We start from the raw sequence: 12,596 nt of genomic DNA, 5'->3' as shown, positions 1-12,596 counted from the left end.
CGCGGATTCACAGGGGTCGCTGCTGATCGTGGGTGCGACAGGCGGTGTCGGCTCGATCATGGTGCAGCTGGCCGAGGCGCTGCTGCCCCATGTCGAAGTGATCGCAACGGCTTCAGACGCCGACCGTGCGATGTGGGTGCGCGAACTCGGTGCCGAGCACGTCGTGAACCATCATCAGAACCTGATCGAGCAGGTCACCGCAATTGTGCCCGAGGGCGCCGACTGGCTGTTCACTGCGCATTCACACGGCCAGATCGATACCTATGCGCAGATCGTGCGACCCTTCGGCCACGTCGTGGCGGTCGACGATGGCCCTCGTGACGTTTCCCCGCTCAAGAGCAGGAGCATCGCCTGGCATTGGGAATTCATGTTCACCCGTGCCATGCACCGCACCCCCGACATGATTCAGCAGCATCGCATCCTCGAGCAGGTCGCCGACTTGGTCGATAGCGGCCTCATCACGACGACAGCAGCGGTCAGGCTCTCCCCCATTTCGGCATCCACGCTGTGCGAGGCGCACGAGATCGTCGAGACCGGCCATGTGATGGGCAAGGTGGTCGTCAGCGGGTGGGGCGACGAGGCCAATGGCTGAGGGGTACTGACCGGGCGCGCCGATGGCCGGAAAGCTCAGAGCGTGCGGAGCCAGGCACGGATGCGGCCGCGCGCGTTGGCATACGGTGATGACGTGTTGAATGAGATCATTCGCCCCATGGTCCACTTGCCATACCAGGGGCGGCAGTAGAGATCGGCGTCAGAGTAGCCGTCGATCAGCTCGGTGATGGCACTTTTCGCGAAGCGCAGTTGCGTGCGCAGCTGTTCCCATGAGTCATCTGCGTGAGCTGCGTAGTAGCGCTGAGCCAGCAGTCCCAGCTCGTTCCACTTGATGCCAGGCGCTGGGAATTCGTCAGGAAGACCCGCGGCTCTGCGCCGGTGCCATGTGAGCACCTGCTGATTCCACCCAATGAGATAGGCGACCAGATCGGCCGGGCTCATGCGTGTGTTCTTGACGTGTCCGTCGAGTACTGGTTCTCGCACCGCGTCGAGTGGCACCCGATCGAGATCTCGCTCGAGCTGAGCGAACGTCTTGTCGATCGCGGCAAGGAGTTCGGCTTTGGTCGCGGGAACAGGCATTCCACTCCTATCGCTTCGACGCTGGATCTCAGGCTGACTCTGGTGCTGTTTGCGCCGCTGCATCTGTGGGCCCAGAGGGACTCGAATCCCATGCGCTGAAACAGGTCGAGTCCTGCGGAAGCCTCATGGTATCAAACGAGATTGTGTGCTGGTGGGGCCGAGAACGTGGGCACTTCGGCGCTTCTCAATGAAGTCACAGAACCAACGCGACGGAGGTGAACTCCCCCCTACGCTTCACCAGATAGACGCCATTCACACGGCTCGCGATAGCGGCGAGAGCGTCTTGTCGATCGTGAGGCGGTTCGAGGTGAGCCGGATGACAGTGTGGGAGAAGACGCGGACGGCGACCGTCGAGGATGGCTCGTGAACCGCCGCAACTGAGCTCACCAACATTTGCTTGAGTCGATATCGAGTCCGATCTATACTGAGGGCATGTCTTGGGAGGTGCGGCTCTGGAACGACGTGGAGTCGTGGGTCCTGGGGCTGGATGACGAGACCTACAACCTGGTCGCCGCCGCGATCACCCGTCTGGAGTCCGAAGGACCGACGCTCGGGAGGCCCACGGCAGATCGGATCAAGGGTTCCCGGCATCACAACATGAAAGAACTGCGACCTGGATCGGCAGGGCGCAGTGAGATCAGGATTCTGTTCGCCTTCGATCCGAAACGCAGGGCCATCCTGCTCATCGCCGGAGACAAAGCGGGCAGGTGGAAGCAGTGGTACGACCAGAACATCCCGATAGCCGACGACAGATTCGATGAGTGGCTGACAGAGGAGGAGTGAGATGAGCACCAAGACGAAGACCGCAGCGTGGAGTGACGTGCGTGCCAAGCGTCCCGTCGACGAGCAGGCCGTTGCCGACCACGTCGCACGCATGGAGGCCGAGGAGCGCGCCTACCGGCTGCGTGAGATCCGCGAAGAGCAGGGAATGACGCAGAAGGAACTCGCCGAACGCATGGAACTGACCCAGCCCACGATCTCGGCCCTGGAGTCCGGCGATCTCGATCGTTCCGGGCTTGCGACCCTCAAGTCATACGTCGAAGCCCTCGGCGGCACCGTCGAAGTCACGGCTACATTCGGCAGCCGGAAGCTCCTTCTGTCGCCTCGCACATAACTCCTGCTCAGCCTGGCGGCCGATGTAAGCAATCAAATAGCCGCAAGCCTTTGTCTCCAGGCTCTGCGAGCCATGCCCCGATCCCCGTCGCGATCTGATCCAGACCTCGATCGACCAGTTCAGTGAAAGGGAGTAGGTCCATCTGCGTGTATGCCTGCACGGGCGTCAGAATGTTGACCTCCGTTGGTAGGGTCGCGGCGATGTCACCGAGCCCAAGGTGAAGCCAACCGTTTCGCAGCCGACGGAATGGCGCGTCAACGATGGTCCGCAAGTCCGCAGAGTCCGTGAGCGCATGAACATGCTTTGAAGCAAGAGGTTGGAGAATCTCGGGGCGAGCAGCCAGCTGCTGGAGTGACCGGGCCGCATGGTGAAGTACGACAAAACGATGTTTCAGCGAGGCCGCATCACACGACCCACAACACTCTGCGTGCGCCCAGAGACGAGAGGCCTGAACAGTCGACAGGATGCTGACGACGGCCATCGCAAGATCCGGCTCCAGTTGTCCTCCGAAGATGGCAGGGACAACCTTCGCGATCTTCCCGTCCCACCAGGTCAGCGATTCAGAATCCTTGTTTCCGTGAGTCCGAAGCTCGTAGCGACCCTCACCGACAAGCGCGGTTGTCAGTTGGCCGATACCCATCGCGAGATCGTGAACATGAGGGCCCCAAGAATCCACCTGTACGACACGGTCCGGCGGCAGCCCGACCATGAAGTGTCCAGTGACGTTCGTAAGAACCAATTCGGGCCCATCGGCCAGCACCGCAAAGTCGTCACGAAGAAAGTCGAACAGCCGACCTCGCCTGTCATCGGGATAGAACGCAGCATGTGTAGCAATACCCAGCGCGTGGAAGTCAGCGACCACGTCATCTAGTTGACTTGCACGCCGCACGTCGAAGAACTTGCCCCCATGTCGTGCTGCAGTCGCAATCTCGAGCTCCCAGCCCAGTTCCAGTCGACACGCATGCACATCGCTGAGAGTCTTTGCCGTCTCATACGCGACCATCGCGCCCCATTGGGCGAATGGCCAGGTACGAGGATGGTTCTCTGCACCGAGGATGCTCCCCGCCACATAGCGGAGGTCGCTCGCAGCAATCGCCAGTGACAGCTTCTCGTGAAGTTCCATATCCTCGAAACTACCGAGAACACCACACATCTTTCAGACGACGGCCACGCCCCTGCCTCTGTCGCTCCCTAGCCGCTCTTGTGTGAGGTACTCCCGGCTGCTTGAGCACCGCCGCGCACACCTATTTTTGAGCGGTCACGCCTCTTGCCGATCGGCGAGAGCTACCGCACAGGGCGGCGTCTGGCTTTGTCACCGCGACGCCACGTCCGCGGGAAGAACCTGACATGAAGAGTCTCGTCGCGCTCGTCTTGCATCTGGCCGATGAGCTTCATGCGGACGAACTAGCCCAGCAGCGCACGAGGACCGCGCGAGACGATCACAGCCAGCCGACCCGCACTCGCAGCGTTCAGGTCGAAGAAAGGAATGACGATGATTCTTCTAGTGCCAGCACCCGAGGCTGAGATACCATCCGCATTGACAGTCATGACCTACCAACGCGTCTCGATCAAAGAGCAAGCGTCGAAGAGCGGTCGGGATGAAGGCTTCTCGATCCCGGCGCAGCGGGAGGTCAATCAGTGCAAAGCCGACATGCTCGGCGGAAGCATCGTGGCGGAGTTTGTTGACGCTAGGGAATCCGCCCGCTCGGCCGACCGACCCGACTTGAAACGGATGCTCGACTACGCAAAGCCCATCGGGTGAACTACTGCAACGTCCACAAGGTCGACCGGCTCGCCCGCAACTGCTTCAATGATGTCGAGATCTAACGAGCCCTCATCGAAGCAGGCGTCACGTTGGTGTCCGAGACGAAGAGCATAGACGAGACCCCGTCGGGCATGTTGTTGCACAGGATCATGTCGTCGATCGCCGAGTTCTACTCTCACAGCCCAGAGTCCATCGGCAGGCCCACCGTGAGGTAGACGGTGTCGCTTCCCGCCACCGCCGCTTTGGTGGCCTTGGCGTCCATGAGATCGGCGGAGACGAGCTGATCGCTGTCATTCACCTCGCGCGGGTTCCGGCTGACCAGACGGATGTCGTGGGTGTGGTTACGATGGAGTTCGCGGGTGAGTTCTTCGGCGATCTGGCCGCCTGCGCCCAGTACGGTCTGCATGATGTCCTTCCGGTTCGATTCTGGTGAGCGGTCCCGCGGGTAGCTCAGAGGAGTGCGGCGACCTTGGTGGCGGTCTCCTTGGCCGAGCCAGGGTTCTGCCCGGTGACGAGCCTGCCGTCAACGACGGCGTTGGAGGCGAACGGCAGCAGCGCCTTCGAATAGTTCGCCCCGCGCTCCTTCATGTACTCTTCGACGTTGTAGGGCACGAGCTTGTCGACACGGGCAAGGACCTCTTCGCGCCAGGAGAACCCGGTGATGTTGCGGCCGGCGACGAGGTAACTGCCATCGGAGAGTGTGGTGTCGAGCAGTCCGCAGTAGCCGTGGCAGACCGCCCCGACGACTCCACCGCGTTCGAAGATCTCGCGGGTGATCCGTTGCAGGCCCTCGCTGTCGGGAAAATCGAACATCACTGCGTGTCCGCCGGTGAAGTAGATCGCGTCGTAGTCGGCCGAGTCGATCTGCTCGGGGCTGGCCGTCTCCTCCAGAAGCGCCATCCGTGCCGGGTCGTCATGCCAGGCTTTGGCGGACTTATCGCAATTGGGGAACTTCAGCGACCGCGGTTCCAACGGGGACTTCCCGCCTGCGGGACTCACAATCGTCTGTTCAAAGCCACGCTCAGCAAAGATGTCGTAGGCGTGGGTCAACTCCGACAGCCACAGCCCGGTCGGGTGCGAGGGGTCGGCGTCGTAGTGGTCGACGTTGGTGACCACGAGCAGGATGCGTGTACTCATGAAGGGTTCTCAATTCTGGATGAGGTGATGGGCGGGAACACAGTGGTGAAAATCGAGCGCACACGCTCATCGACCACGCCTTGGTCGACGGCATTGAGCTTGCCGTCAAGGTGCAGGAACGCGAGCCCGTGGGCCAGCGACCACCCGGCAGCAGCGAGAGTAACCGGGTCTGACTGTGGAAAGACCGTAGCCATCACTGCTTCGAGATAGTCGTGCAGTGTACCCGCAGCTTGCACCCGCTCGTCGTCCTGGTCATCGCAGGGTTGCCCGAACATGAGCCGGAACAAGGCCGGTCTACGCAGCGCGAAACGGACATAACCGACCGCGAGTTCAGCCACCTCGGCGGTCGAGCGTGGAAGCGGTGCACCCTTGGCGAGGTCGCCCATCAACTCGTGTAGCCCGTGCACGGCCATCGCGGACTCTAGCGCTTTCCGATCCGGGAAGTGGCGATACGGGGCGGCTGTCGATACCCCTGCGCGGCGGGCCACTGCGCGCAACGAGAACGCCTCACCACTTTCAAGTATCTCCAGGGCGGAGAGCACGAGTGCTGCCCGCAGGTCACCGTGGTGGTAGCCCGGCTTGGCCGACTCCGATTCCATCGACACCCTCCCTAAGTAAGCACTGCTTACATTAGCACGGGGTTGCCAGCCGCACACCACGCGACGCATCCGCTGTCGGCTGGTTGCAGCGATGGCACCAGGCTAAAGTGCTATATCCATGGCTAAGCGATCTGCTGGTCGAAAGACCTCGCCACCGAAGTCAGCAAGGGGCTCCGGCAGAAGGTCGCCACCGGCGGCACAACGATGCGCGCACCCATCGGGGACTTCAACGTTCGCAAACGCGATGCCCAAGGGCGCGAGCACCGCACCGTCGAACTCGACCCGCTCCGCGCGCCGCTGATCAGGTGGGTGTTCGAGGAGTACGCGAACGGTGATTGTGTCGTCCTCGACCTGCACTCGGAGATCACCGCGAGAGGGCTCACTACCGTGCCGAAGAGGAACCGGCCCCGCACCAGGTCGGACGTTCGACGTTCTTCAAGATCCTCCGCAACCCGTACTACATCGGCACCGTTCGTTGCCGGGGCGCAGAACACCCCGGCAACCACGAGCCCCTCATCGACATCGAGACCTGGCAACGAGTCCACCCCTGCTGGGCTCCAGCAAGACTGCGCGGGAGCGCAAGCGCGCCCACGACCACTACCTGAAAGGCAGCCTCTTCTGCGGCGCATGCGGATCACACCTCCAACTCGAATTCCTCACCAACAAGCAAGGCCACCACTACGCCTACTCCGTCTGCTCCGGGCGCGCCTCGAAACGCAGCACCTGCACCCGCCGCGCCATACCCGTTGGGCTTGTGGAGCACCTCATTACCGACTGCTACCGGAGCATCACGATCACCGAAGCGCAGCACGCAGGGCTCGCGGCATGAGTCGAGGCCGCGGTCGACGAACGCCTCGCTGCGCGAAACACGGAACTGGCGAAACTGGTCGCGACGCGGAAGCGATTACAGGACGAGACCGACAAGTTCCTGGCGGCGCCCTTCGCTGACGCCATCGACCTCGACACACTCACACGCACCGACGACCAGTGTCGACGCCTCTCCAACCAAGCGTTCACGAACGGCATCGAGATCAGCCAAGACGAGGAAACCAGAATCCGCCTAGCCGAACCGTTCACCATAGCGGAACTCACACCTACGCATGTCGCGAGTTCTAGCACGCCTGAAACTGTGGGCCCAGAGGGACTCGAACCCCCGACCCCCTCGGTGTAAACGAGGTGCTCTAACCAACTGAGCTATAGGCCCGCGACACCCAACTGTAGCCGAAGTCGAAGTGCATCAGGTTCGGACTCGCTCAAGACACCGTCGCCGATCGCTCCATGTGGCCGTGGATCGCTCCAAATCGGCGAATCTCGAGCAATCTGCGCAGGTGCCGGGCGATCCGCGCAGGTGCCCCGAGCAAAACCCGCCCTCGACCTCGTCTCACAACCGCCGCGCCCATTCCTCATACCAGCCGAGCGGCCGCGCCTGCCCCGAAGCGGTCTCGATGCGCGCGCGAACAGCGCCTGAAGCATCCACCGCCAGCGACACGCGCCGAGCCGCACCCGTCACGTCGTCGAAGGCATCACACGCCTGCGCGAAGCCCCCATGCGGCCAGTAGTCGGCCAAAAGATCGAACGGCCGCGGCTGCTGCACATGCCACGCCGCGAGGGTCGGCTGCGGGTCGGTGCTGACGGCCAGAATGCGGATGCCCAAGGCCGGCGCCGCATCGGCGAGCTGATCGAGCTCTCCCGCGCACACCGGCGTGAACGCATGCGGATAGAACACCACGAACGCAGGCGCACCGAGCAGATCAGACCGCCGCACCGACTCCCCGTGCTGATTCAGCAGGTCGAAATCCGGCAGCGCCGCGAGGTGCGGGGCTTCGGGTGTCTCAGGGGCGCAGTCGTCAGTCACGCGCCCAAGCCTAGCGCCGCACCGCTCGTGCGACACCGGCTCGGGCCAGCCGGTCTGCGACGCTGATGCCGAGCCAGGTGCCGGCCACGCAGCTCGCCAGACAGAGCGCGAAGAACGCGATCTGCAGACTCAGCGGCAGGGCCCACAGCTGATAGACCTCGGCCGCGAGTACCGGATAGAGCACGCCGACGAGAGCCGCGCCGAGATAGTGCTGCCAGGTGTGCCAACGTCGGTAGGCCAAGACGAGAAAGCCGATCTCGGCAAAGAAGGCCCACCAGACGTTGGTCGCGACACTGGCGAACCCGTAGCCAGAGGCGGGCCGGAGACAAGTCCCGTGAGCACTCCGGCACCGGGTCGTCGCACCAGACGCAGCGCGATGACCGCAGGCAGCAGCCAGACGCCGGCCAGCGCCATACCGGCTACCGGGGCCGCGGCGAACAGCAGCGTCGAGACCCAGTTCGCCGGAAGCAGGGTCAACGCCCCTGCCACGCCGATCGCCGCACAGATGAGCAGGTATGTCGTCGAGACGCGTTTCATCACTTCTGCTTCGCAGGCATGCGCCAGTAGCCGACGAAGCTGATGTGCTCTTTAGGAACTCCCGCTTCGACGAGGTGGCGGCGCGCCGAGGTGGGCAGCGCCTGCTCCCCCACGATGAACGCGTGCACGGGCGGCGCTGGCACCTCGATCTCGCGCAGAGCGGCGAGTGCCAGCGTGCCCGGTTTGACGTGTGGGTCGTCGGATGTCTCACGCACGACCCAGCGCACGTCGACGCCGGCCGGGTGCGCGAAGTCGAGAGCATCACCTGCTGCGGGAACTTCGGCGATGACGGTGCCGACTGCATCGGCCGGCAGCGACTCGCAGATGCTTGAGACCGCTGGCAGCCCGGTCTCGTCACTGACGAGCAGCACACGGTCGGTGCCCTGCTCGGGGTTGAAGACGATGCCCTCGTCGATCAGTGCGACGGGGTCGCCGGGCTGGCAGTTCTGCGCCCACGTGCTGGCGGGGCCTGCGGTGCCGTCTTCGGCTGAGCCGTGCAGCACGAAGTCGACGTCGATCTCGGCGGTGCGGCCGGCCGTCGAATCTGCGGGGCGAAACGCCCGCACCGAGTAATTGCGCATGATGGGGCGAACACTCTGCGGAATCGTCGCGAGGAACTTGAAGTACCCCATGGTCTTGTTGGCGTTGGCCGGCACTCGGTCGAGCGCCTCACGCGCATCGTCGGTCGCAGCGGCCGGTATGAACAGGCGGAACCATTGGTCGAATCCCATCGACTCGAAGAGCGCGCTCTGCCCGCCGCCGAGCGTCACACGCATCCAGTGTGACGAGATCTGCTCGGTGCGAACGACTTCGAGACGCAGCAGCTGCTGCCGAGTGGGTTTTCTCATCGTGCTGTATCTGGCCATGGCAGCAATCATCTGACATTGCTGAGCAAAGCGGAACCCCGGAGGTCGTCCGCGCCCGGCGATACAATGTAGCGGCTCGGCGTCGTCGCAGGGCAATCCCCACTCTCCTGTCGAAAGGCCCTGCGTGACTTCGTCGCCTCAACTCGATACCGACCGGCGCACGACTGTCGATTCGAAGCTCGGTACCGGCCCGTCACACGGGCTGCGTCGTCACCTGGGGCGCCTCGACATGGTGCTGCTCACGATCGCCGCAACCCTGGGCATCGACACCATTGCCGAGATCGCCACAGGTGGCGGGCTTGAATCACTCACATGGGTGGTCATTCTCGCGGTCACATTTCTGTTTCCCTATGGACTCCTCATCAGCGAGGCTGGCAGCACATTCCGTCAGGAGGGCGGCCCCTATGTCTGGGTGCGCCTGGCCTTCGGACGCTATGCCGGCGGGCTCGCCTCACTGCTCTACTGGGTCACCAACCCGATCTGGCTCGGCGGCTCGCTCGCATTCATCGCTGCTGCCACGTGGAACGCACACATCGCGCCGCTGCCCGCCGGCAGCCTCTCCGACATCCTGTTCAAACTCTCGTTCGTCTGGCTGGCGATCGGCATCGCGATCATCAGCATTCGATTCGGCAAGATCCTGATCAACATCGGGGCCATCGTGAAGGTCGGTCTGCTGGCTGTGCTGGTTCTCACTGCTGCGCTCTATGCGCTGCAGCACGGTGTGCAGCCGATGGATGCGTCACTTCTGCGACCGACAGCCGGCGGTTTCTTGACCATCGCCCCGGTGCTGTTGTTCGCTCTGCTGGGTTTCGAGGCCGCCAACGGCGCGGCCGAAGAGATGCGCAACCCGAAACGCGATGTGCCGAGGGCCATCGGTGCGGCTGGGCTGACCTCGGCCGTGTGCCACCTGCTGCCGATTCTGGCGCTTCTGGCTGTGCTGCCGGCTGATACGCTCAGCGGCGATTCGGGCATTCTCGACGCACTGGGCGAGGCATTCAGCGTGTACGGACCAGCTCAGCCGGTGCTGCTCTGGCTCTCGGCCGTCGCACTGCTGTACATCGTGCTCACGCAGGGCAGCGCGTGGATGATCGCCTCAGACCGTGTGCAGGCCGTCTCTGGTGCAGATGGTGCCTTTCCGCAGTATTTCGGGCGTTTTAACACGGCGCTGGGCACACCGCTGAGGGTCAACATGCTCTCAGGCGTCATCTCGACGGCATTCACCCTGGTGGCGACGTGGGTGGCGACCAGCTCGTCGAGCTCTGCGTTCTCCGTCGTGCTCTCAGTCGCGACCACCACACTGCTGCTGAGCTACCTGCTCATCCTGCCATCGGTGTTGAGGCTGCGTCGTCGTTTCCCAGACGTCGAGCGCCCCTACGTCGTACCCGGCGGACGCTGGGGTGCTGTGGTGGCAACCGTCATCACGCTCTTCTGGATCATCATCGGCTCGTTCGTGGCGTTGGCTCCCGGGGTGCTCGAACAAATGATGGGGCTGCCGTACGACTTCGGCGAGCAGTGGGGCGTCTCACGTCTCGCTGTGGAATCACTCACGCTCGGAACTCTGGGCGTCCTGCTGGCTGCCCACACCATTGGGTACCTCTTCGCACGACACCACCGGTGTGTGAACCATGACGGTCTCACTGCAGAGCAGCTGTTGGAGAACGGATTCTCTGAGGTCACACGAACGGTGCGCCTTGCCAGAGCGTCTGCTCCGGAAGGCGCACCGCGTCGCTGAACTGATTGGGTCAGCGCTGGTGTCCGCTGACGCGACGACGCAGTACCAGGGTGGTGGCTCCCAAAGCGAGCAGAGCGGCGCCGATCCAGAGCGGAGCGAACTCCTCGCCGGTGCGAGCGAGCCTGCCTGACTCACCTGCGGCCTGGTTCGTCGCGGTGTTCTGCTCCTGCTCGGCAGGCTGCTGATCCTTCGAGTCGTTGGCAGGAGCGGGGTTCTCGTCGCCGGTGTCGCCGGTGTTCCCGTTGTCATCGGGAGGTGTCACGACCGGTGCCTCTTTGACGACCTCAGCCGTGGTGCCCGTGCTCAGCACACTGACGGTCTGGTCGAGATTCACCTGCACCTTGGCTGACATGGCCGCCGCGAGGTTCAGACGCTGCCATGATGCGTCGGCGTCGCCGTCTTTCGTGGTCGCGGTCGTGTCAAGCGGATAGCCCGATTCGATCTCGGTCTGAGCCAGTACGGCGCGACGCTGGTCGTCGGTGAGGTCGGGAAAAGTCGTGCGCAGCAGCGACTCGGCCTTCGCCGGCACCGATGCGGCCTGGCCGCTCTTGCCGACCTTGGCAAAGCCATAGGTCATGCGCTCTTTGTAGACGGCCACGGCCGAGGTGCGATCGGTGACCTGCTGAGCGGTGCCGCCGGGAATCTGCTTTCCTGCATACGGCGTGTTGCTGTATGCGGTGTCGTTCTCGATACAGGTGTCGAGCGCGGCGCCGCAGCCTTTCTCGAGGTAGGCGACGAGTTCGGCACGAGCGGGCTCGAGCACCTTGGTGCGAAAGTCGTCGTCGGCCCAGCGCGAGGCCAGCGCGGCCTCGCCGTTCATGCGGCCGCCCATGATGTCGAGCGGGTAGTGCACGCCGAGCACGATGCGGTTGTTGCCGGCTTCAGAGGTGCGAGCGAGCATCTCGGGTGCGAGCTCCGGCAACAGGGTCGCGAGCGTGAGCCCGGCCTGGTATGCGGTGGTGGTGTGACCGCTGGGGAACGCCCCGCCGGTGCAGATGCCTTTCTGACCGTACCCGGGGTTCAGCACCACATCGTTGTCTGAGAACTGATGTGTCGTGTCAGTGGCGACCGGCACGCGCGTGATCTTGAGGTTGCCGTTCTCGTCGATTGGGCCGATGCCCTTGGTGCGGATGCCGGTGAGCGACGACCCGTTGACCAGCGCCGGGCTGCACTCAGCGTCGTCTCCGGCCACGGATTGAGCTGCGGGGTCGACGGACAGGAACGGGCGCGGGTAGCTGAAGTGCGTCTTCGCGGCTCCGGTTCCGACGTACGCACCGGTCGTGCCGTTCTCGCTGTTGATCAGCGCGCTGGTCAGCGGCAGCTCGCCGTGCTGCCGGCCCTGCACATAGATGGCGCCGAGCCTCTTGCCCAGGCCGTCGGCGATTGACACCGACTGGTCGTAGCTCTTGCCGTCGTTGTCGTATTGGGCGTTCTGCAGGGCGCGGAACTGCTGATCGGCAGAAGCGTTCTGGTTGATCCAGCTGGTCATCTCGTCGTTGTGCTTGAGTGCATCGGCGTTGAGCACCTCGCCGTGCAGATCGTTGACGCCGGATGACTTCCAGAGTTCGCTGAACCCGGCCAGGTTCTCGACGAGGTCGGGCTTCGTGTCATCGCTCGGGTGTGCAGTGGCGGCCGAGGCGATCTGCGGGAGACCGCCGACCACGAGAGCGCTGGCTGCGCCGAAGGCGAGCAGTGCACGGGTGACGCCGCCCGCGGCGGTCTTCGGATGTTGGCGTCGAGTTGAGGAACGCATGCTCAGATTGAACCTTTCATCGGGAGTGTGTCTGAGCGCGGGTCCAGGTGAGATTCAGGTGGGCTCGCGACACGAAGCAAGTTACGTCGCGTGGGTGCTGCTTCGGC

General features: G+C 63.6%; 17 protein-coding genes and 1 tRNA gene. 7 read left to right on the top strand and 11 right to left on the bottom strand.

Annotated elements, in window-relative coordinates:
* The first annotated feature begins 28 nt into the window (after positions 1-28).
* Positions 29-592: a zinc-binding dehydrogenase gene (locus tag F8O07_RS10710; protein WP_225733217.1), complete on the top strand. Its 564-nt coding sequence runs from the start codon at positions 29-31 to the stop codon at positions 590-592.
* Between the two features lie 35 nt (positions 593-627).
* Here F8O07_RS10710 and F8O07_RS07325 read toward each other — a convergent pair whose 3' ends face one another.
* On the bottom strand, positions 628-1,131 hold the full coding sequence (locus F8O07_RS07325; RefSeq protein WP_158031420.1) for a ClbS/DfsB family four-helix bundle protein: 504 nt from the start codon (positions 1,129-1,131) through the stop codon (positions 628-630).
* A gap of 432 nt (positions 1,132-1,563) precedes the next feature.
* Here F8O07_RS07325 and F8O07_RS07320 point away from each other — a divergent pair, with 432 nt between their 5' ends.
* Both F8O07_RS07320 and F8O07_RS07315 read left to right on the top strand, forming a co-directional pair.
* Entirely contained in the window at positions 1,564-1,914 is a 351-nt protein-coding gene (locus F8O07_RS07320) for a type II toxin-antitoxin system RelE/ParE family toxin (RefSeq protein WP_158031419.1), read from the top strand.
* A 1-nt stretch (position 1,915) separates the two neighbouring features.
* Positions 1,916-2,245 carry a helix-turn-helix domain-containing protein gene (locus tag F8O07_RS07315; RefSeq protein WP_158031418.1) on the top strand — a complete coding sequence of 110 codons (330 nt, stop codon included), beginning with the start codon at positions 1,916-1,918 and terminating at the stop codon, positions 2,243-2,245.
* A gap of 7 nt (positions 2,246-2,252) precedes the next feature.
* On the opposite strand, the gene F8O07_RS07310 is transcribed toward F8O07_RS07315, so the two are convergent.
* Positions 2,253-3,368: a hypothetical protein gene (locus F8O07_RS07310; RefSeq protein WP_158031417.1), complete on the bottom strand. Its 1,116-nt coding sequence runs from the start codon at positions 3,366-3,368 to the stop codon at positions 2,253-2,255.
* A gap of 369 nt (positions 3,369-3,737) precedes the next feature.
* Here F8O07_RS07310 and F8O07_RS10705 point away from each other — a divergent pair, with 369 nt between their 5' ends.
* Positions 3,738-4,007, top strand: a complete 270-nt coding sequence (locus F8O07_RS10705; protein WP_225733216.1) for a recombinase family protein — start codon at positions 3,738-3,740, stop codon at positions 4,005-4,007.
* Between the two features lie 178 nt (positions 4,008-4,185).
* On the opposite strand, the gene F8O07_RS07300 is transcribed toward F8O07_RS10705, so the two are convergent.
* The 3 genes from F8O07_RS07300 to F8O07_RS07290 are packed head-to-tail and all read right to left on the bottom strand — an operon-like array spanning position 4,186 to position 5,746.
* A complete protein-coding gene (locus tag F8O07_RS07300; RefSeq protein ID WP_225733215.1) occupies positions 4,186-4,416 on the bottom strand; it encodes an NAD(P)H-binding protein in 231 nt (76 codons plus the stop codon).
* Between the two features lie 44 nt (positions 4,417-4,460).
* Positions 4,461-5,147, bottom strand: coding sequence for a type 1 glutamine amidotransferase domain-containing protein (locus tag F8O07_RS07295; RefSeq protein ID WP_158031416.1), 687 nt, complete (start codon positions 5,145-5,147; stop codon positions 4,461-4,463).
* Complete coding sequence (locus tag F8O07_RS07290) at positions 5,144-5,746, bottom strand: TetR/AcrR family transcriptional regulator (RefSeq protein WP_158031415.1); 603 nt, start codon at positions 5,744-5,746, stop codon at positions 5,144-5,146. The genes F8O07_RS07295 and F8O07_RS07290 overlap by 4 nt, the downstream gene beginning before the upstream one ends.
* A 335-nt stretch (positions 5,747-6,081) precedes the next feature.
* Between F8O07_RS07290 and F8O07_RS10860 the strand changes: the two genes are divergently transcribed.
* Both F8O07_RS10860 and F8O07_RS10855 read left to right on the top strand, forming a co-directional pair.
* Positions 6,082-6,351: a recombinase family protein gene (locus F8O07_RS10860; RefSeq protein WP_412973607.1), complete on the top strand. Its 270-nt coding sequence runs from the start codon at positions 6,082-6,084 to the stop codon at positions 6,349-6,351.
* On the top strand, positions 6,276-6,575 hold the full coding sequence (locus tag F8O07_RS10855) for a zinc ribbon domain-containing protein (RefSeq protein WP_412973612.1): 300 nt from the start codon (positions 6,276-6,278) through the stop codon (positions 6,573-6,575). Before F8O07_RS10860 ends, F8O07_RS10855 begins: the two co-directional genes overlap by 76 nt.
* Positions 6,576-6,876: 301 nt before the next feature.
* On the opposite strand, the gene F8O07_RS07280 is transcribed toward F8O07_RS10855, so the two are convergent.
* The 5 genes from F8O07_RS07280 to F8O07_RS07265 all read right to left on the bottom strand — a co-directional run bounded on the left by F8O07_RS07280 (position 6,877) and on the right by F8O07_RS07265 (position 8,986).
* Positions 6,877-6,950 (bottom strand) — tRNA-Val (locus tag F8O07_RS07280).
* A gap of 177 nt (positions 6,951-7,127) precedes the next feature.
* Positions 7,128-7,601, bottom strand: a complete 474-nt coding sequence (locus F8O07_RS07275; protein ID WP_225733214.1) for a redoxin domain-containing protein — start codon at positions 7,599-7,601, stop codon at positions 7,128-7,130.
* Between the two features lie 10 nt (positions 7,602-7,611).
* A complete protein-coding gene (locus tag F8O07_RS10700; RefSeq protein WP_225733263.1) occupies positions 7,612-7,842 on the bottom strand; it encodes a hypothetical protein in 231 nt (76 codons plus the stop codon).
* A complete protein-coding gene (locus F8O07_RS07270; protein WP_225733213.1) occupies positions 7,731-8,138 on the bottom strand; it encodes an ECF transporter S component in 408 nt (135 codons plus the stop codon). The genes F8O07_RS10700 and F8O07_RS07270 overlap by 112 nt, the downstream gene beginning before the upstream one ends.
* A complete protein-coding gene (locus F8O07_RS07265) occupies positions 8,138-8,986 on the bottom strand; it encodes a siderophore-interacting protein (protein WP_225733212.1) in 849 nt (282 codons plus the stop codon). Before F8O07_RS07265 ends, F8O07_RS07270 begins: the two co-directional genes overlap by 1 nt.
* A 142-nt stretch (positions 8,987-9,128) precedes the next feature.
* On the opposite strand from F8O07_RS07265, the gene F8O07_RS07260 reads away from it, so the two are divergent.
* Entirely contained in the window at positions 9,129-10,736 is a 1,608-nt protein-coding gene (locus F8O07_RS07260; protein WP_225733211.1) for an APC family permease, read from the top strand.
* A 10-nt stretch (positions 10,737-10,746) separates the two neighbouring features.
* Here F8O07_RS07260 and F8O07_RS07255 read toward each other — a convergent pair whose 3' ends face one another.
* Complete coding sequence (locus F8O07_RS07255) at positions 10,747-12,489, bottom strand: phosphatase PAP2 family protein (RefSeq protein ID WP_158031412.1); 1,743 nt, start codon at positions 12,487-12,489, stop codon at positions 10,747-10,749.
* Positions 12,490-12,596: the final 107 nt, after the last annotated feature.

The organism is Pseudoclavibacter sp. CFCC 13796, assembly GCF_008831185.1.
In the GTDB taxonomy this organism is placed as follows: domain Bacteria; phylum Actinomycetota; class Actinomycetes; order Actinomycetales; family Microbacteriaceae; genus Pseudoclavibacter_A.
The sequence above is the reverse complement of the archived record's forward strand: the minus strand, read 5'-3'. Positions and strand labels throughout refer to the sequence as shown.

What these genes read in the sequence shown, in the direction of transcription:
- F8O07_RS07270 (WP_225733213.1), bottom strand. Translation starts at nt 8,138, where the DNA reads ATGAAACGCGTCTCGACGACATACCTGCTCATCTGTGCGGCGATCGGC.
- F8O07_RS07300 (WP_225733215.1), bottom strand. Translation starts at nt 4,416, where the DNA reads ATGCAGACCGTACTGGGCGCAGGCGGCCAGATCGCCGAAGAACTCACC.
- F8O07_RS07295 (WP_158031416.1), bottom strand. Translation starts at nt 5,147, where the DNA reads ATGAGTACACGCATCCTGCTCGTGGTCACCAACGTCGACCACTACGAC.
- F8O07_RS07320 (WP_158031419.1), top strand. Translation starts at nt 1,564, where the DNA reads ATGTCTTGGGAGGTGCGGCTCTGGAACGACGTGGAGTCGTGGGTCCTG.
- F8O07_RS07325 (WP_158031420.1), bottom strand. Translation starts at nt 1,131, where the DNA reads ATGCCTGTTCCCGCGACCAAAGCCGAACTCCTTGCCGCGATCGACAAG.
- F8O07_RS07265 (WP_225733212.1), bottom strand. Translation starts at nt 8,986, where the DNA reads ATGAGAAAACCCACTCGGCAGCAGCTGCTGCGTCTCGAAGTCGTTCGC.
- F8O07_RS07290 (WP_158031415.1), bottom strand. Translation starts at nt 5,746, where the DNA reads ATGGAATCGGAGTCGGCCAAGCCGGGCTACCACCACGGTGACCTGCGG.
- F8O07_RS10705 (WP_225733216.1), top strand. Translation starts at nt 3,738, where the DNA reads ATGATTCTTCTAGTGCCAGCACCCGAGGCTGAGATACCATCCGCATTG.
- F8O07_RS07315 (WP_158031418.1), top strand. Translation starts at nt 1,916, where the DNA reads ATGAGCACCAAGACGAAGACCGCAGCGTGGAGTGACGTGCGTGCCAAG.
- F8O07_RS07255 (WP_158031412.1), bottom strand. Translation starts at nt 12,489, where the DNA reads ATGCGTTCCTCAACTCGACGCCAACATCCGAAGACCGCCGCGGGCGGC.
- F8O07_RS07310 (WP_158031417.1), bottom strand. Translation starts at nt 3,368, where the DNA reads ATGGAACTTCACGAGAAGCTGTCACTGGCGATTGCTGCGAGCGACCTC.